The 19,255-nt window shown below is 36.2% G+C and carries 14 protein-coding genes, 1 tRNA gene and 1 pseudogene; 7 read left to right on the top strand and 9 right to left on the bottom strand.

The features are described 5' to 3' along the window. Positions 1-7: 7 nt before the first annotated feature. Positions 8-190: a DUF3721 domain-containing protein gene (locus AC6EJB_RS06200; RefSeq protein WP_498490484.1), complete on the bottom strand. Its 183-nt coding sequence runs from the start codon at positions 188-190 to the stop codon at positions 8-10. A gap of 222 nt (positions 191-412) precedes the next feature. Between AC6EJB_RS06200 and AC6EJB_RS06195 the strand changes: the two genes are divergently transcribed. Further along, a complete protein-coding gene (locus AC6EJB_RS06195) occupies positions 413-1,249 on the top strand; it encodes a porin (RefSeq protein WP_498490483.1) in 837 nt (278 codons plus the stop codon). A 493-nt stretch (positions 1,250-1,742) separates the two neighbouring features. Continuing rightward, on the top strand, positions 1,743-2,201 hold the full coding sequence (locus tag AC6EJB_RS06190; protein WP_498490482.1) for a hypothetical protein: 459 nt from the start codon (positions 1,743-1,745) through the stop codon (positions 2,199-2,201). Positions 2,202-2,273: 72 nt separating this feature from the next. Here AC6EJB_RS06190 and AC6EJB_RS06185 read toward each other — a convergent pair. Both AC6EJB_RS06185 and folE read right to left on the bottom strand, forming a co-directional pair. Next, a pseudogene (locus AC6EJB_RS06185) lies at positions 2,274-2,695 on the bottom strand (GTP cyclohydrolase I); the annotation flags it as partial. Between the two features lie 187 nt (positions 2,696-2,882). Continuing rightward, on the bottom strand, positions 2,883-3,623 hold the full coding sequence (gene folE, locus AC6EJB_RS06180; RefSeq protein ID WP_498490481.1) for a GTP cyclohydrolase I: 741 nt from the start codon (positions 3,621-3,623) through the stop codon (positions 2,883-2,885). A 538-nt stretch (positions 3,624-4,161) separates the two neighbouring features. On the opposite strand from folE, the gene AC6EJB_RS06175 reads away from it, so the two are divergent. Continuing rightward, complete coding sequence (locus AC6EJB_RS06175; RefSeq protein ID WP_498490480.1) at positions 4,162-8,811, top strand: S8 family serine peptidase; 4,650 nt, start codon at positions 4,162-4,164, stop codon at positions 8,809-8,811. Between the two features lie 3 nt (positions 8,812-8,814). Further along, positions 8,815-9,255: a hypothetical protein gene (locus tag AC6EJB_RS06170; RefSeq protein WP_498490479.1), complete on the top strand. Its 441-nt coding sequence runs from the start codon at positions 8,815-8,817 to the stop codon at positions 9,253-9,255. A gap of 238 nt (positions 9,256-9,493) precedes the next feature. On the opposite strand, the gene AC6EJB_RS06165 is transcribed toward AC6EJB_RS06170, so the two are convergent. Further along, a tRNA-Thr gene (locus AC6EJB_RS06165) sits at positions 9,494-9,565 on the bottom strand. 33 nt (positions 9,566-9,598) lie between these two features. Here AC6EJB_RS06165 and AC6EJB_RS06160 point away from each other — a divergent pair. Continuing rightward, positions 9,599-9,865 carry a DUF3493 domain-containing protein gene (locus AC6EJB_RS06160; protein WP_498490478.1) on the top strand — a complete coding sequence of 89 codons (267 nt, stop codon included), beginning with the start codon at positions 9,599-9,601 and terminating at the stop codon, positions 9,863-9,865. A gap of 60 nt (positions 9,866-9,925) precedes the next feature. Here AC6EJB_RS06160 and infB read toward each other — a convergent pair whose 3' ends face one another. Genes infB through AC6EJB_RS06140 form a run of 4 tightly spaced genes read right to left on the bottom strand, consistent with a single transcriptional unit; the run spans position 9,926 to position 15,811 of the window. Continuing rightward, positions 9,926-13,438, bottom strand: a complete 3,513-nt coding sequence (gene infB / locus AC6EJB_RS06155; RefSeq protein WP_498490477.1) for a translation initiation factor IF-2 — start codon at positions 13,436-13,438, stop codon at positions 9,926-9,928. 60 nt (positions 13,439-13,498) lie between these two features. Continuing rightward, entirely contained in the window at positions 13,499-13,774 is a 276-nt protein-coding gene (locus tag AC6EJB_RS06150; protein WP_498490476.1) for a YlxR family protein, read from the bottom strand. Continuing rightward, positions 13,771-15,204: a transcription termination factor NusA gene (gene nusA, locus AC6EJB_RS06145; RefSeq protein ID WP_498490475.1), complete on the bottom strand. Its 1,434-nt coding sequence runs from the start codon at positions 15,202-15,204 to the stop codon at positions 13,771-13,773. Before nusA ends, AC6EJB_RS06150 begins: the two co-directional genes overlap by 4 nt. Before the next feature lie 55 nt (positions 15,205-15,259). Further along, positions 15,260-15,811: an LSm family protein gene (locus tag AC6EJB_RS06140; protein ID WP_498490474.1), complete on the bottom strand. Its 552-nt coding sequence runs from the start codon at positions 15,809-15,811 to the stop codon at positions 15,260-15,262. A gap of 98 nt (positions 15,812-15,909) precedes the next feature. On the opposite strand from AC6EJB_RS06140, the gene AC6EJB_RS06135 reads away from it, so the two are divergent. Both AC6EJB_RS06135 and rpiA read left to right on the top strand, forming a co-directional pair. Next, positions 15,910-17,055: a trypsin-like peptidase domain-containing protein gene (locus tag AC6EJB_RS06135; protein WP_498490473.1), complete on the top strand. Its 1,146-nt coding sequence runs from the start codon at positions 15,910-15,912 to the stop codon at positions 17,053-17,055. 36 nt (positions 17,056-17,091) lie between these two features. Continuing rightward, a complete protein-coding gene (rpiA, locus tag AC6EJB_RS06130) occupies positions 17,092-17,802 on the top strand; it encodes a ribose-5-phosphate isomerase RpiA (RefSeq protein WP_498490472.1) in 711 nt (236 codons plus the stop codon). Here the strand turns inward: rpiA and hisD are convergent. Beyond that, a complete protein-coding gene (gene hisD / locus AC6EJB_RS06125; RefSeq protein ID WP_498490471.1) occupies positions 17,789-19,138 on the bottom strand; it encodes a histidinol dehydrogenase in 1,350 nt (449 codons plus the stop codon). The genes rpiA and hisD overlap by 14 nt on opposite strands. Between the last annotated feature and the right edge of the window lie 117 nt (positions 19,139-19,255).

Below are 19,255 nucleotides of genomic sequence, written 5' to 3'. Positions count from 1 at the left end.
AACAATATTAGTGATGATGGTGATGCCCATCTTGAGATTCATGATCTGTATGACTTTTGCAAGGCATCCATTTATCTCCCATCTTATGAGCTCCAGTGCAATTGAGATTTTTTGCTGCTTTTTCAGCTTCTGCTTTTGTTTCAAAAAGTGCAGGAGTTCCGTTTGTTTGTGAATTACCTGAGAATCCCATCAGTGAAAACGAAATAGAAATAATGATGGACGTGAAAATATGCTTGAGATTGTTCATCTTTCTAGGTTTATCTAGTTCGTCTAGCTTTAGGCTAGTTAAATAGTTAGCGTTGTCAGTAAAAGACCTTAAATATTTGTAGCAAAAAGCACATCTATTTTTGTTCTCGCAAGTTCTTGAGATTATTCTCTCTCATGAATAGTTTTACTAGTTTTACTAGCGTTTATGAGATCTGTAAAGCTCTTTTCTCGATTAATCTTAATTCCTGCTGCTTTAGGCTTAATGGCTCCAATGGCTGTTGAAGCAGGAGGTGGCGATCATAAAGGTCATCATGATAGCCATGGTAGTCACATGAAGGTGGGGGATTCATACCCTTCAACTATGTTTATGGATCAAACGACTTTTGTTTTGGGTGGAGTAGATGGTGTAAGCGATTCTGGAATGGGTGGAATGTCTACTTCTGAGGACAAGGATGGGACAGTTTTTCATTACGATACAAAGCTCATTTTTATGACCAGTTTTACTGGCCAAGACATGCTTAAGACTGCTGTTCGCATAGGTAATTTTGGGATGATGGAGCCCTTCGGGATGATGGGTGAGGCAAGATTAGATACTGCTTTCAGTAGTAGTGATTCGTTAGAACTTCACAAGGCTTATTACCAATTCCCTGTTGGAGAAGATATTCAAGTAACTTTTGGCCCCAAGCTTCGTCAAGATGATTTGCTTGGTGTGTGGCCAAGTGCTTACCCAGGCGATGGAGTCTTGTTTGTGTTAAGCCAGGCAGGAGCTAATGATACTTATTTCAAAAAAATGGGAGCTGGTGCTGGTATTACTTGGTCCCATGTCAAACTAGTTGCTTCTGCACTCTTCGTTTCAGAAGACGCATCAAATTCTTCGATTGGCTTTTTAACTGATGAAGGTAAAGATCACATAACAACTCAGTTGGCATGGGTTGATGAGAAATTTACTCTTGCAGCGGCTTATACTCAAGCGGATAACGGGAATACTGATGATTCTCCTGATGTGAATGATTACTCTTCTTATGGAATTAGTGGTAGTTAACAATTCGGAGACGACTACAGCCTGAATGCTGGTATTGGTTGGAAGAATCCTGAAAACGAGGATAGTCCTGATACTGCAACGAATAAGGTGGAGGATGGTAATACCTGGTCTGTTGGCTTCCTATGACATGATGCGTTTATTGAGGGGAATAAGTTTGGAGTTGGTTTTGGAACAGCCGAAACACATAGAGATGACAGTGGCTATGATGATCCTAGGGCTTGGGAAGCTTTTTATGATTTTACAGTGAATGATAGCGTCATTGTTACTCCAGCTATCTTTGTTATCGAGAAAGATGGTAAAGAGGACGTTAATGGAGCTTTGGTGAAAACCACATTCAAGTTCTGATTCTAATTTTTGTTACTTCGATTCAGCTAATCCAGTAGACAATATTAAGGTCATTATCTCAATTGTCGAGATATTGTTATGAAGAGTGTATACAATGACTATTTGTCTCTAGAGATCTATTATCAAGATTAAAAACGTTAACTCAACTATGAATAAGGCGTCTAAATATAATTTGATTATAGTTTGTGTTTTCCTTTTTCAAGTTTTTTCTCAACCAGTTGATGCATGTGTTGAAGGGTTAAAATGGGGAATGAATCTATCCAATGTAGAGACACATCTTGGTGTCTCCTTAATTCCTATCAAAGAAAATACAAATCAGAATTTGTTCGAAGTGAAAGATATTCAAATCAGTGGTTTGCCTTTAGATGCCCTGAAAGTTCGAATTGAAAAGGAGGCTGGATTAAGACAACTTGCTTATGAAATTGACAACGAAAATATGACGGAGGTCTTAGCAGGATTGCGTTATCGTTTTGGTTCTCCGGTTGGAACAAATGTTGATGTTGAAGATATTTTTTCTGAGCAACAATGGATATGGCACACAGGTGAAGATTTGATTATCGCAGTTAGGAGTAGTAACAGGCCGTTTTTACTTTCTTATCGCCTCTAACTATTAGATCCCTCTTTTCTCTGAGAAAGTCTTTCTTAAGTTGTAATTAACTAAAAATTAATTGAAATAGATTTAGTAATTTTTGCCGAAGTTTGACTGTTGTTTAACAAGTTCGAAGAACTCTTGCTTTAAACTTGCATCATGGTGAAAATCACCCCTAACTATTGAGTTGAACAGGGTTCTTTTACTCCTCGCCATTTCATACAGTAATGTTGAGCTTTTACAAGGATTGCTAGACCTTTTCGTTCGCACAAACGTTCTATTTCATCAGCAAGAATCATTACAGCTTCTTCTTGTATATGTGGTCTAGAAAAAACCCAATCAGCTACTCTTGCAAACTTAGAAATTCCAATAACTTTTTCACCTGGTTTTATTCCTATCCAGCAATCTCCAAGTATTGGAACAAAGTGATGAGAACATGCAGATCTAACAGTTATTCGCCCAAGTGTATAAATCTCATCTGAATTTCTATCGTTGGAGGAATTAGTAACTTTATTACCCAATTGATCCACGAGGCCTGCGAGGGCCTCACTCTAATTCCAGCAGAACGAGACTTATATTTACTCAATTCAAAGAATATAGAGTTTATGCCAAATCTTATGCCAAATAACCATAAAAAAAGGACTGACCTAGGTCAGCCCAAGTGAAAGCAAAGTATTGATAATAAGAAATTAAATTCAACTATCTAGACAAGGCTGTTTCCTGTTGTCTGACGAGTTCAAAGAATTCTTGTTTTAAGCTTGGATCGTGTCTGAAATCACCTCTTACAACGGAATTAACCATGCTGCAATGTGATTCTTTGACACCTCTTAATTTCATGCAATAGTGATCTGCTTTAACTATGATTCCTAATCCTTGCGGCTCGCATAGGCGTTCTATTTCATCAGCAAGAATCATCACAGCTTCTTCTTGAATATGTGGCCTAGAAAAAACCCAATCTGCAACTCGAGAAAACTTGGATAAACCAATCACTCTTTTCCCAGGTTTAATTCCAATCCAACAATTTCCAATAATTGGTACAAAATGGTGAGAACAGGCAGACCTGATAGTCATAGGTCCGACAGTGTAAATCTCATCTAAATTTTTTACATTTGGGAAACTTGTTACTTTTGGTTGTTTATGATATCTGCCCTTAAAGACTTCATTGATATACATCCGAGCGACCCTTTCTGCGGTCTCTAATGTGTTGTGATCATTATCAATATCAATAATTAAACTTTTTAATAAATCTCTTATTCTGCCTGCAACTTCAGCTTCTAAATCCTCTATCTCACCTGGTTCAATATGATCAGCGATATTGTCATTAGCGAAAAAAGAAACGTTTTCCTTCAAAAGGCGAGAACGAATAACTTCTGAAGTTAAATGCTGAGAAAGCGGATTAAAATTATCGTCAATTTCTTCAATTTTTGTAGTAGAAGTCATAAACCCTTATTGAGGAATCAATAAACAATCAACCAGCTAATGACACTAACATACAAACATGCTTTTCGTTAGGGCCTCAATTTTCTAGCAATTTTTCTGAAAGTAAATTGCTCTAGTATTAATAGAAAATGAATTTTTCCATTGTGCAAGCTTGTATATCCCCTTTAGAAGTTTTCATGTGAAAGAAAAAAAATTCATTCTTATTGTTTAATTGATTAAACTAAGAAGAACCAATTTGATTGATGTATCTGAGTTTTTTCTACTTCCCACAACTTTCACCCTCTGCTTTTGTATATTTTTGTTATACCTATTGAAAACTTGAAACCGCACATGTTGAACTACAGCTTGTCTAAAGAAAAATTTGAGCTAAATAACTTTGCATTAAACCTTCTGATGCATTTGAGAAGAATAGTTAAGCTAGAAAGACTATCCTTTAAGACTATTCTTGATTGCCCTGACCATTTTTATTCAAATTTTTCTGAATACAGGATAATTGATTTAATAAAACATTGATTTCTAAAGTCTGCTTCAATTATTAATGGATCTTCAACCTTTTTACTCTTCTAATATATACACATCTGGTAAAGTATCTATTGGAGGACAAACAAATAGTTCAATAGATTTTAAAGGAGATATTGATTGGTTTAAAGTTTATCTAATAAAGGGATTTACATATGAATTTGAGGCAATTGAATCTAACTATTTAGATCTTGATATGTTCCTGAGAAATAGTTCAGGGATAAGTTTGAAATATGATAATGATAGTGGATTAGGAGATGATCCAAAGATAACCTATACAGCGACATATACTGGAAATTACTTTATCGATATAGCAGATAAAGATCATTACACAACAGGAGCATATACAGTTAAAGCAAAGAAATTAGCAACAGATGATTATAGTGGAAATCTAAATACGAATGGTAGTTTATCGATTGGTGTTAGTAAAGCTGGAAAAATAGATTTTAAAGGAGATATTGATTGGTTTAAAGTTTATCTAATAAAGGGATTTACATATGAATTTGAGGCAATTGAATCTAATAGTTTAGATCTTGATATGTTCCTGAGAAATAGTTCAGGGACAAGTTTGAAATATGATAATGATAGTGGATTAGGAGATGATCCAAAGATAACCTATACAGCGACATATACTGGAAATTATTTTATCGATGTAGCAGATAAAGATCATTACACAACAGGAGCATATACAGTTAAAGCAAAGAAATTAGCAACAGATGATTATAGTGGAAATCTAAATACGAATGGTAGTTTATCGATTGGTGTTAGTAAAGCTGGAAAAATAGATTTTAAAGGAGATATTGATTGGTTTAAAGTTTATCTAATAAAGGGATTTACATATGAATTTGAGGCAATTGAATCTAATAGTTTAGATCTTGATATGTTCCTGAGAAATAGTTCAGGGACAAGTTTGAAATATGATAATGATAGTGGATTAGGAGATGATCCAAAGATAACCTATACAGCGACATATACTGGAAATTACTTTATCGATGTAGCAGATAAAGATCATTACACAACTGGTTTATATACAATTAAATCAAAGTTAATTGGTTCAATAGGCTCTAATGATGATTATTCTGCGAATGTAAGTACAAAAGGTAAATTAGTTTTTGGTCAAGATATTTCCGCTAAAATAGATTTTAAAGGAGATGTTGATTGGTTTAAAGTTTCATTAATTAAGGGATTTACATATGAATTTGAGGCTAAGGAATATAACTATTTAGATCTTGATATGTTCCTGAGAAATAGTGCAGGGATAAGTTTGAAATATGATAATGATAGTGGATCAGGAGATGATCCAAAGATAACTTATACAGCGACATATACTGGAGATTATTTTATCGATGTAGCAGATAAAGATCATTACACAACAGGAGCATACACAATTAAAGCCAAACAAATAGGTTCAAATGATGATTTTTCTGGAAATAAAAACACTAAAGGTAAATTAGTTCATGGCGTTAAAACTTCAGGAGAAATAGATTTTAAAGGAGATGTTGATTGGTTTAAAGTTTCATTAATTAAGGGTTATACATATCAATTTGACGCTGAGGAATATAACTATTTAGATCTTGATATGTTCCTGAGAAATAGTGCAGGGACAAGTTTGAAATACGATAATGATAGTGGATCAGGAGATGATCCAAAGATAACTTATACAGCGACATATACTGGAGATTATTTTATCGATATAGCAGATAAAGATCATTACACAACTGGTTTATATACAATTAAATCAACAATCTTGTCTATTGCTGATGATTATAGTTCAAATATCTCTACTACTGGGCTTTTGAAAAATGGTGAAAAAATTATAGCAAAAATAGATTTTAAGGGTGATTCTGACTGGTTTAAGATTTCTCTAATTAAAGGAAATTTATATCAGTTTGATGTAACCGAAAAGAGTTTAATTGATCCCTACCTTTATCTTCGTGACAGTAAAGGTGCATATATTGCCTTTGATGATAATGGCGGATCTGATACTGATGATTCGAGGATCAAATTCACCGCTACTTCATCAGGAGATTATTTTTTATCTGTTGGAGATCTTACTAATAGCAATATTGGTGAGTATACGATTCATTCAAAAACATTGACTACTAGTGATGATTATAGTGATGATATAAATACAATTGGAGAGGTAAGTATAGGGGGAAAAAAATCAGGTCAAATTAACTTCATTGGTGATAAGGATTGGTTCAAAGTTTCTCTATTGAAAGGTTCAAAATATCAGTTTGATGTTAAAGCAAAAAATGATATTAATCCTTATCTTCACCTAATAAATAGTCAAGGAAAAAGTCTGGCTTACGATAATGATAGCGGTAATGCTAATGATGCAAAAATAACGTATACCTCCAAAAATGGTGGAGTTTATTTTCTTGGTGTTGGTGATATAGATAATAAAAATAGTGGAACATATGATGTTTTTGCCAAGAGTATTTCTAGTTCATCTAATGTAGATGATTATGCGGGAAATATTAGTACAAAAGGAACAATTCCTATTGGTTCTTCTCTAGTCGGTTCACTTGACTTTAATGGAGATAGAGATTGGTTTAAGGTTTCACTTCTTAAGGGTTATACTTACCAATTTGACTCTGTTGAATCGAATTCAATTGATTCATTTTTACATTTAAGAGATGAACAAGGAATATCTCTTAAATATGATAATGATAGTGGAAGTGGTGATTTAGATGATGCAAGAATTTTATTTACACCGACTAAATCAGGTGATTATTATTTAGATATTGGAGATATCGGAGACAATGATTTAGGAGATTATACAATTTATGCACAATCTGTATCAGCATCCCAAGCTACTTTCAGCCATATTAATGGTTATGGTTCAGCAAGTGCAGAGAAAGCTTTTGAAAAATTATTAGGAATTGATCTTTTGTCTCGACCAGATGATGGAGGAAATTTTTGGTGTTTAGATAATATTGGAGCGAAAGAAGTCTGGAATGGAACTGGCTCATTCAAGGGAAGTACAGGTAACGGAGCAGTGGTAGCAGTTTTAGATACAGGAATTGATATGGATCACCATGAATTTAAGAACAAAATATTTAAACCTTGGGATTTTATTGATAATGACTCTATTCCTGAAGATACAAATGGTCATGGAACACATGTGGCAGGAACAATAGCAGCAGCAAATGATGGGATTGGAATCACTGGTGTGGCTTATGACGCAAAAATAATGCCATTAAAAGTCTTAGGAAAGGGTGGCACGGGAAATACTTTAGACAAAGCAATTAGATATGCCGTAGATAATGGAGCAGATGTCATCAATATGTCTCTTGGAACTTTTCCTTGGGATCATGGTAAAAAATTTGGTGTATTCAATGCTATTCAATATGCAAGTAGTAAAGGTGTCGTATGTGTTATGGCATCAGGGAATGGTCATCAAGGCTGGAAGAATACCAAGGTTGGCTTCTCTGATCCAAGTTATCCCGCAAAAAATGCTTTGTATAATGGGATCGCTGTTGGTGCTGAGGATATTAAAAAAGTTATCACCTATTGGTGTGATAAGGCAGGTTCAACAAAATTGGATTATGTAACTGCTCCAGGGCAAGGGGTTTATTCTGCTTGGAAGGGAGGAGGTCATCAAATAGCAAGTGGGACGTCAATGGCAGCACCTCATGTTGCTGGCATTGCAGCTTTGCTAAAGAGTTATGATAAAAATCTAACTGCAGATCAAATTGAAAACTTACTTACATCTTCAGCGAGTAATCAACAAGTAATTCAAGTAAATAACGCTACATTGCAAAAAATAGATTTAACTTCATCTAACAATGTTGAAGAAGGAACTATAAATAATGATGTGCTAAAAGGTAGTGCTGCTGATGACATCATTAATGGAAGTGAAGGAGATGATATTATTTATTCAAGTAAAGGTTCTGATGTAATTGATGGAGGATCAGGATCAGATAAAGTTATTTTTAGTGGTAAATATAAAGACTATATATTCAGCAATAAACTTCTTTTTTCAGATACAAAAGGATGGAGCATTAATGAATTAATAGTTAATGATAAACGATATTTGGCACCAGATGGAAAAAATAAGTTAAAAAATATTGAATGGGTAGAATTTTCAGATCAATTAGTTGAAGCAAAGAATGTTTCTCTAGTTAAGAATTACTCAGGAAACTATAGCGATTATAAATTTTATAATTCAGGGAACAAAACCTATCAAATAGTGACAGAGAAGGGCATTGATGACATAACAGGACTACCAAATATACAGTTTGCTGATCAAAATATTAGCGCTATTACTGATATTAAAGGTACTTTCGATCTTGTTACTGGAAAAGACAACATTACTGGGAAAATGTTTCGTTTATATAATGCAGCTTTTAAAAGATTCCCTGATCCTAGTGGCCTCAAGTATTGGATTACCCAGAGAACATCGGGGGTTAATAGTGAGAGAGTTGTCGCAAGTTCTTTTCTTCAATCAGCTGAATTTCAGCAAAAGTATGGGTCAAATTTAACTTATGGTCAATTTATAAATACAATTTACAATAATGTGCTTGGAAGATTGCCAGATCAAAGTGGTTATGATTACTGGGTTGGACAACTCTCTAATGGAGTAGAGACCAAGTATGAAGTACTATTAGGTTTTTCTGAATCGGCCGAAAATAAAACTTTATTTACTGAAATGACAGGTTTTTGATTAGTGAATATAAAAACTTTTTATTTAATTTTATTTTTTCTGGTTGTTTTTGGAGTATTTAATTCTTTTAAACCTCCTCTTTTTGATGTTACTGGAAAAGCAGTGATGTCAGCTGGCATTCAAAATCCAATGTATGAGGATTCTATTAGGAATATTCCAATTAGTGGGGCTAAAATTCTCGTGGCAAAAGGAAAGATTTTAGCTAAACCAACAAAAGAATCTATTCCAATAAATAAAATTAGATCTATTAAAAGGATATCTATGACAAATGATGAAGGGATATTTAAATTTAGGCTAGAAAAAGGAGAGTATACTTTTTTTATTCTTTTGGAAGATCAAGCCTATTTAAATAGTTTTGATGGAAAAGGTTATTTTTTGTCAAAGATAATACGATCAAATAGGAATGATATAGTGATCATAGATAAGCGAGGGGTTTTATATTAATATAAATATAAAATTTTAAATAAATAAATTATATCTATTTTTGAATCTTTGATTTTTACCTCTGTATATGATATTAATTTTTAATTTCCATAATATGGATTTAAGAGATTAGAACTAGCTTATTTTATTTATAAATTAAATACTTTTAAGATACTTTTTGCTTGTTTTGAATTAACTTTCCATTCAGGCTTTTATAAGATTGATTTTTTTGTTTTTTCTAAGATTCTGAAAAATTTGATGCCGATGAGTGGAATTGAACCACCGACCTACTGGTTACGAATCAGTTGCTCTACCCCTGAGCTACACCGGCATTAGAATAAAATTATAAACTTTGAGTTTATTTTTGAAAAATCCTAATAAGCCTGAATCCAATTTGGATCCTAATTTAAGATCTAGACTGCTAAATGAGTCTAAAAATCCTTTTAGGGGATTAAGAAGAGCTTTATGGATAGCTCTTTTTGGGTCGGCCGCTCTAGGCTTTTTTATTATGTTTAGCAAACTCATTACAGGAGATACGGTCTCTATGAATGATTTTGTAATCCAAACCTCTGCTTTATTAATTCTTGGCTTTTTACTTTTGAAAGATAGAAATAAACCATCTGATGATTAAATCTTTAGACATTAGTAGTTTTATGTCTATTTAGCTTTAACTTCCTGCTGATTTAAAAAGTTAATTGGTCAACTTTCTTCTTTGAGTGACAAGCTTGAAGGCCTCTATTTGATCTCCCTCTTCCCAGTTTGCGAAGCGATCACAACCTATTCCGCATTCGAAACCAGTAGCAACATCTTTCACATCGTCTTTGTTTCTCTTGAGTGAATCTAGATCGCCTTCAAAAACTATTTGCTTACCTCGGTTAACTCTGACGCGACAATTTCGTTGTATTTTTCCGTTTGTTACATAGCAACCAGCTACAGCACTTTTACCAATTGAGAATATTGCTCTTACCTCTGCAACCCCTAGACTTTCTTCAATCATTTCTGGTTCTAGAAGACCCTCCATGGCTAATTGTATATCTTCTAAAAGTTTATAAATAACCTCATAATCTCTTACGTCTACACCATTTGCATCAGCTGCACGCTTAGCACCGGATGCCATGGAAGTATTAAATCCTACAATGACTGCACCTGAGGCTGCCGCTAGGTCAACATCAGTCTCAGTGATTTCACCGGGGGCTGATAACAATACCCTCACTTGGACTTCGTCTTTGGGAAGTTGTTCCAGAGAACCAAGAATTGCTTCTAAACTTCCTTGAACATCAGCCTTAAGAATAATATTTAATTCTTTGAGGTCACCCTCACTAGCTTGTCCAGACATCGAAGAAAGTGATACCCGCCTGGAAGCCATTTGTTGAGCAAGGCGGGCGGCTCGTGCATCTGTGGCTCGCTCTCCGACTACCGATCTTGCTGTCTTTTCATCTGGGTAAACCTCAAACTCATCTCCAGCCGTTGGAACTTCGCTGAATCCCAAAGCTTCTACTGGACAAGATGGCCCTGCTTCTTTAATTCTTGATCCATTTTCATCTACCATAGCTCTTACTTTCCCAAGCACTGGACCAGCTGCAACCACATCTCCTGATTTAAGAGTACCGTTTTGAACTAATAAAGTGGCAACAGGTCCTTTCGCCTTGTCTAAGTGGGCTTCTATAACAGTCCCTTTAGCCAACCTGTCTGGGTTTGCTTGAAGGTCCTCTACTTCAGTAACGAGCAAAACCATTTCTAGAAGTTTATCTATGTTTTCGGATTTAACTGCGCTAACAGGGACCATAACTACATCCCCTCCCCATTCTTCTGACAATAAATCTTGTTCTGATAACTCTTGTTTTACGCGATCGGGAGATGCTCCTTCTTTATCAATTTTATTGATTGCAACCACGATTGGAACTTTTGCTGCTCTTGCGTGGCTTATGGCTTCAAGGGTTTGAGGCCTGACGCCATCATCAGCCGCTACAACCAAAATCGCTACATCTGTCACCCTTGTTCCCCTGGCTCTCATCGCTGTAAAGGCTTCATGGCCTGGTGTGTCAAGGAAAGTTAGTTTCCTCGTTGATCCATCATGTTCAGTTTCAATTTGATAAGCACCGATGTGTTGAGTTATACCTCCAGCTTCTCCTGCTGCAACCCTCGCTTTTCTAATAGCGTCTAATAAAGATGTTTTTCCATGATCAACATGCCCCATAACAGTTACTACGGGAGGTCTTCTTATTAAGTGTTTTAAATCTCCCTCCTCAATCATTTCAACAGTCTTCTTTGCTGCCTCTTCAACATCATCCTGAAGAACAGGGACTCCAAACTCTTCCGCAACTGTCTCTATTGTTGCAAGATCTAGGGATTGGGTGACAGTGGCAGTAATTCCTTTAAAAAATAATGATTTGATTATTTCAGAGCTCTCAACACTCAACATGTCAGCGAGTTCTTGAACTGTGAGATTATCTTCTGGAACAACAATCATTTCAGGGCGAACCAGTTTTGCTTCTCTAGCGGCCCTTAATTCCATTGCCCGTCTTCTTTGTCTTTGACGTGTTGTTTCTTTCTTACGTTTTTTAAGAGCGGTTAAAGGCTTCCCATTGTTTTTCTTGCCAGTTTTAGGTTTAGATGGTCGAGCCAAGCTCGCTGAAAGAACGACTGCTTGTTGTTCGCCTGCAAAGCCGCTTGTTTCTGCTGTAAGAGCATCATCATTTTCTCCAATGATATGGACTTTTTGACGCTGTTTTTGAGGAGACTTATTTCTTAAAGCATCTAGCTTTGCACTGTCATCCCAGTCAGGTCTCCCTGTCCTTCTTGGGGCTGGAGCTCCACCAGGCCTATGAGCTGGTTTTTTAGGGGCTGCTGGAGAGGGCCTATTTACTGGTGGCCTTGCACCAGTTGAGTTCTCTCGTTTTGATTTGGGACTAGTTGGAGAATCAGATTTTCTTTGAGGACCACTTGGTCTGGCTTGTGGTTTCTGCAGTTGCATCAATTCACTTGGTGCAACTGGCTTTCGCATGCCAGATGGAACTCCTGGACGATTATTAGAACGATTTGGCCCCCCAGCAGTTCTTAGTGGAACTCCTTGCCTATTTTGCCCTGCACCTCGACTTGGAGATCCAGAACGAACTGGTCCCCCAGTTCGACTATTAACTCCTGGACGATTTTGACCTTGAATAGGCCTATTAGGTACTCCACCTCCACGGTTACCTCCTTGACGATTTGCCGCACCAGGACGAGTGGGCCCCCCTCCTCGATTATTTGTATTAGGACGATTGGATGAAACTGGGGGTTTTGGTGCACCAGGCCTGGTTGGTATTGAGGGCTTGTTTCTTGCCTCGTTAGTTTGAGGTTTATTTATAGGTTTTTCTCTTCGTATTGGCGCTCCTACTAATTCAAGAGTATTTCCTTTACTAGGCTTCTGTGGTGGTCTTGAAGGGTAATTTTGTTTATTCTGATTTTTGATTCTTTGGAAATTACCCGGTCCAACTTTCTTATTAGGAATTGCACCTTGATTGGTGTTTGTTTGTTGATTGTTTGATTGTGATTGTTTTTTATCTTGAATATTTATTTTTGGTCTGCTTGGAGGGGCTAATGGCCTTTTTGGTCCCTGCTGATAACTTATTTGTGGTTTATTTATTGGAGTTTTCGCTGGTGCTATATTTTTTGGTTGACTATTTAATTCATTATCTTTTTTTCGTTCGGGAAGAGGGGGTTTCCCATCCGTTTTGGTTATTAGTTTAGAAATGTTTGGTTTTGTCTCGATTCTTGGTTTAGGAGGCAGTGGTTTGTTTGGTTTTGATGGTGAGGTTGTTCTTTGTTGCTGATTAGCAAGTTGGTTTTTTGAGGACGTCGATTCTTGAGATTTAACTAAAGTTGGATTAGGTTTAGAAGGGACATTTAACTTTGATTGTGAATGTTCTGCTCTAGCATGGGTATTTTGCTTGATCTCGGCCTTTTGACTTTTTTGGGCTTTGGTTGAACTTTTTTTAACAGAAAGTATCTCTTTATCTAATTTTTTATTTGTTTTATTGGGCGTTTTTTCAACACTTTCTTTTTTTAGAAAGTGTTTAATTTTGTTAGCCTCAAGACTGCTTATTGAACTGCTATGGCTTTTTGCTGAAATAGCAAGCTTTCGAGCTGCGTCTAGCACTTCTTTATTGTCAAGGCTTAAATCCTTGGACAACTCATAAATTCTGATTTTGCCGCTGCTGGTCATTAATGTTGTTCTTGAACTTTAGATTTGGTGTTTGAGTTAAGTGAGTTCTCTTCATTTACATCATGCCTCAGTATCTGAATCAATGCAGGTATTAAGTTCTTTTTGGAGCATATTGAAAACGCTTGAGTGAATCTCACATCTCAAGGCTTTTTGTAATCGTTTTCTCTTCAAAGCTTCCTCAAAACATGATTCAGTTGGACAGAGATAGGCAGATCTTCCCATCCCGCTTGAGAGAACTACTCCATTCTGAATATCTCTAGTAACTTTCAAAAGATACTTGCGATCAAGAACTTTTTTACAAGCTACGCATCGACGCAGAATGGGATTTTGACTCACCGGGTTCCTTCCTCTTCTATTATTTTATCGTCTCCAAAAGACTCTTCGGTTAGTTCTGCTATGTCACTTTCTTCAGATTGACTGACTGTTTCATCTTGCTCCATTTCTAAAATTTGCTCATTTTGGAAATCTTCTTCATCCTCTGGTAGAGGATAAAGTTCTCGTAATCTTGCATCTTCCTCAGCTCTTGCGGCTTGTTCTGCTTCTAATCTTTGCTCAGCTTCTCTTTGTAAAGATTCTTCCTCTTCTCTCTGAGAAATTAATTCTGCAACTTCAGTATCCTCACTAGCTTGATCATATTCCTGAGAATTTTTGATATCTATTTTCCAGCCAGTTAGCCTTGCTGCAAGTCTTACATTTTGACCTTCTCTCCCAATGGCAAGACTAAGTTGATCTGGAGGGACTAAAACATGCGCATGCTGACCTTCAGGATCTACTAGCCTGACTACTTCTACTCTTGCAGGACTTAGTGAGTTACAAATGTATTGAATAGGATCAGAAGACCAGCGTATTACATCAATCTTTTCTCCTCGAAGTTCATTAACTACCTGCTGAATTCTAGATCCTCTGGCACCAATACATGCTCCAACTGGGTCAACCTCTCTTTCAATACTATCAACAGCTACTTTTGTCCTTGGACCTACTGCTCTTGAAGGTGGATTAGCTTCACGAGCAACAGCAACAATACGAACAGATCCTTCTTGTATTTCAGGAACTTCATTTTCAAATAAATAAACTACCAATCCAGCATTTGACCTGCTTACAAAAAGTTGAGGTCCTCGTCTAGGTACCTCACTAACTTCTTTAAGAAATACTTTAAATGTTGCATTTGCTCGATAATTATCATTGGGTAATTGGTCTCTCCTTGGAAGCTCTGCTTCGACTTCTGGTCTTCCTAGACCTGAGCTCACAGCCATAATTACAGATTGTCTTTCAAATCTGATTACTCTGGCAGTTAGTACTGGGTCTTCTAAATCAGCAAATTCCTCTTGAATCATTCTTCTTTGCTGATCTCTCAACTTTTGGGCTAAAACCTGTTTAGTTGTTGCCGCAGCCATCCTTCCAAAATCTTCTTTCTCTGGTGTCACGTCTAGGACAACTGTATCGCCAACTTGAGCATCATCAGCTACTTGCATAACCTCTGCTATTGCTATTTGATGATCTTCGCTCTCAACTTCTTCAACTATTATTTTGCTTGCCAAAACTCTATATCCTTCTTCTTCTAGATCCAAACCAATATCAAAGTTACTGAAATAGTCATCTTCAAAAGGATCCTCGCTAATACCTAAGTACAGAGTTCTTCGATATCTTTCATAACCTTTTAAAAGTGCTTCTCTTAGAGCAGCTTCGACAACTTGTGATGGAAGTTTTTTTTCCTCACTAATGTCTTCAATTAAGTTATTTAAGCCTGGGAGTAAAACAAGAGCCATCGATGATGGGATATAGAGATGAGAGTGATTGGGTTAGATAGTTAATATCTAGATCTTAACCAGAAGGTGTTGTAAGTCGGACTTGAATAATGTCTTCGACAGGGATACGAAGAATTTTTCCCTTTTGATTTATTTGTAGATCAACATTTGACCTTTTTAGAAGCAAACCATTTGTTTGTTGTTCATTTTTTTTTAAATCCTGATAAGTAACTTCGATTGGGAAACTTTTGAAAACTTGAAAATCTTTTTCCTCACTTAGGATTTCACCAACCCCCTCGCTACTAATCTCTAAGGTAAAAGTTTGATCAAGGATTGACGAATTGTGAATAGCTTCATCAATATATTCACTAAGCATCGTGCAGTCATCAATAGTGACTTTCTTATCAGGATTTTTGTGTCGGATATTAACTTGAATTGATAAGGGATTTAAATGAGTAAACATCTTAAAATCAGTTACATCAAAGCCTTTATTAGTTGCCGACTTTGCTGCAAGAGCTTTCAATTCTATAACGGTTTGATTAGACAAAAGGCAGTGTCGAGGTCGGACAGGTGGCCCGACCGGTTTAAGTTTTGACCCGCCTCTATTTAAAGAGGTACCGTCAGGCAACTAAATATTACTAGATAAAGGTTTCGGTTACCTCTAAAATCAAATACTTCTTGTTTTGCAATTATCTACTTTATTCTTTCCAAACGTTTTGACTAGTTATGTTTAGCCTTAAAAAGTTAGAAATCATGCGTAAGACTAGCAATATATTTTTTCGTGCAACAATTCTTTTTTTCCTCATGTTTACCCCTTCATTGGTAAACGCATCAGAGGGTTTTCAATTAACTGAACCTCATAGTTTTGTTGCCAATGTGGCCAGAAAGGTTTCACCATCGGTAGTGAGAATTGATATTGAAAGGGAACTTCAAGCAAACGAATTTGAATCTGATTTATTAGATCCTTTGTTAAGAGATCTTTTAGGAGATTTGGGTTCTTTCCCCCAAAAAGAGAGGGGTCAGGGTTCTGGAGTGATAATTGATAGTTCTGGATTAGTTCTCACAAATGCTCATGTTGTTGAAAGAGTGGATCATGTTGCTATCACTCTTCAAAACGGCAATCAGGTGGATGGGAAAGTAATTGGATCTGACCAAGTGACTGACTTGGCTTTGGTAAAAATTGAAGAATTTTCTGGTTTAGAAAGTGCAAAATTGGGAGACTCCGAAGATATTCAAGTTGGGGATTGGGCAATTGCTCTGGGGACTCCTTATGGCCTTGAAAGCACAGTTACATTGGGTATAGTCAGCAGCCTCCATAGAGATATAAATAGCCTTGGCTTTTCTGATAAAAGATTGGATTTAATCCAAACTGACGCAGCAATAAATCCAGGAAATTCTGGTGGACCATTGATCAATTCCAATGGAGAAGTTATTGGAATAAATACTCTGGTCCGATCAGGCCCTGGAGCTGGATTAGGATTTGCAATTCCAATAAACCTTGCTTCAAAAGTTACTAATCAGTTGCTTGCTAATGGCGAGGTTGTACATCCATATTTGGGCGCTCAATTGGTTTTATTAAATGAAAGAATAGCCAAAGAGCACAATCAAGATCCAAATGCATTGATTTTTTTACCAGAAAGATCTGGAGCACTTGTACAATCTGTAATTCCTCAAAGTCCAGCTGAGGAGGGAGGGCTAAGAAGAGGTGATCTTGTTATCAATGCAGAGGGAAATGAAATTAGCGATCCAAAATCTTTGCTTTTACAAGTTGAGAATGCTCAAATAGGAAAACCTTTCAAATTGGATGTTCTTAGAAATAATAAAGAGATTAATCTTTCTATTAAGCCAGCTGCTTTACCTGGAATAAGCTAAAAATCTTGCTACTGTCACTCGAAAAGGTACGACTAAATGGATCTTCAAACTCAGATGAAAAAGGCAGTTGCTAATGCTGCTGTAGGTCAAATAAAAAATGGGATGATTCTTGGTCTTGGCTCTGGGTCTACAGCAGCTTTGATGATTGAATCTCTTGCTTTGAAAATAAAATCAGGAGAAATTAAAGATGTTGTTGGAGTGACAACTTCTTTTCAGGGTGAAGTTCTTGCTTCTGAATTAGGTATACCACTCAAATCTCTTGCGTCTGTTTCAGAAATTGACCTTGCAATTGATGGCGCAGATGAAGTTGATCCCAGATTTCAACTTATTAAAGGAGGAGGAGCTTGTCATGTACAGGAAAAACTTGTTGCTGCTTTGGCTAGAAAATTTATAGTTGTTATTGACTCAACAAAACTTGTTGAGAAATTGAACTTAGATTTCAAATTACCTGTAGAGGTCCTTCCCTCAGCTTGGAAACAAGTACAAAAAACCTTAAATGACATGGGAGGAGATGGGAATCTGAGGATGGCCCAAAAAAAGGCAGGGCCAGTAGTTACTGATCAGGGAAACTTGATACTCGATTTAACTTTTAAAAATGGTATTGATAAACCAGAATTACTTGAGAGTCAAATTAACAACATTCCAGGTGTTCTTGAAAATGGACTTTTTGTAAATCTTACTGATGAGGTACTAGTTGGCAAAGTAGAAAATGAAGTAGTGGGGGTTGAATCACTTAACAAGATTTAGAATCTCTAATTCGAATTGATTCTGCGTGACTATGCAAACCTTCACTATTAGCTAACTGCACGACAGCACTTTTAGTTTGATTAAAGGCTTCTTTTGAAAAATCTATAAGTGAAGTATTTTTCATAAAAGTTTCAACCCCAAGAGCTCCAGCAAATCTTGCAGTCCCTGAAGTAGGAAGCGTGTGATTTGGTCCTCCAAGATAATCTCCAATAGCCTCTGGGCTCCATAAACCCATAAATATTGCTCCAGCATTTTTAATTTGTTTGGATAATTTTTTGGGATTTTCTACAAGTAATTCAAGATGTTCTGGAGCAAAAACATCACTTAATTTTATACAAGTTTGTAAATCATTACAAATAACTATTAAACCCCAATCATGAATTGATTTTTTGCATATTTCAAATCTTGGATGATTAGTTAATTGGCGTTCAATTTCTGCGGGTAATTTTTTGGCTAATTGTGTATCAGTAGTGATTAGTATTGCTGAAGCAAGAGGATCATGTTCTGATTGCGCTAACATATCTGCTGCAACATGTTCCAATTTTGCTGATTTATCTGCAATTATGAGAATTTCACTTGGACCAGCCAAAGAATCAATTCCTACTTTTCCATAAACATTTTTCTTTGCTAAGGTTACATATATATTTCCAGGACCAGTAATTACATCAACTTTTGGAATTGATTCAGTTCCATAAGCAAGTGCGGCAATGGCTTGAGCTCCTCCAATTCGAAAAACTTTGTTGATGCCAGAAATATGTGCTGCAGCTAAAACTGTTTTATTTATCTCTCCTTTAGAGTTGCCAGGAGAAACCATTATTGTTTGCTTGACACCTGCAACATATGCAGGAATAGCATTCATTAAAACAGTACTTGGATAGGCTGCTCTTCCTCCAGGAACATAGATTCCAGCTTTTTCAACTGGACTCCATCTTCTTCCCAATTTTTCACCGTGAGGTCCAACATAAGTGATATTTTTTGGTACCTGTAAACTGTGAAATTTTTCAATTCTTTGCTTTGCTAATAGAAGTGAATCTTGCAAAGCCTTAGGCGTTTCTTCCCAAGCTTTTAGTATTAAATTTGATGGTACTTGCAATTCTTCAGCTAAGAATCCATCAAAACGGGATGTGTATTCTTTAAGAGCTTGATCCCCCTTATCTCTAACACTTTTAAGAATATCTTTGACAACTTTAATAGCTTTATCTTGAACGTCTCCAGAGGTCCTCTGAGTAATTCTTTTAAGCTCAGACTGAGCTTGCTCAAAATTTTCAACAATTTTTATAATGGATTGATTTGAGAAGGCTGTTTGAACCTTATCTTTATTAAATATTTGCGTCATGAACTTTTGGCTATTGGTTCAATTTGATTATCTTATGCCTTAATTTTGATTTATGTAGATCTTCTTCATGGTCTTGAGGTAGTGTGGATTAATATAAGACTAAAACACTAAGCCTCC

This window comes from Prochlorococcus sp. G4PB17, from assembly GCF_059772445.1.
This window is presented reverse-complemented; position numbering and strand designations above follow the sequence as displayed.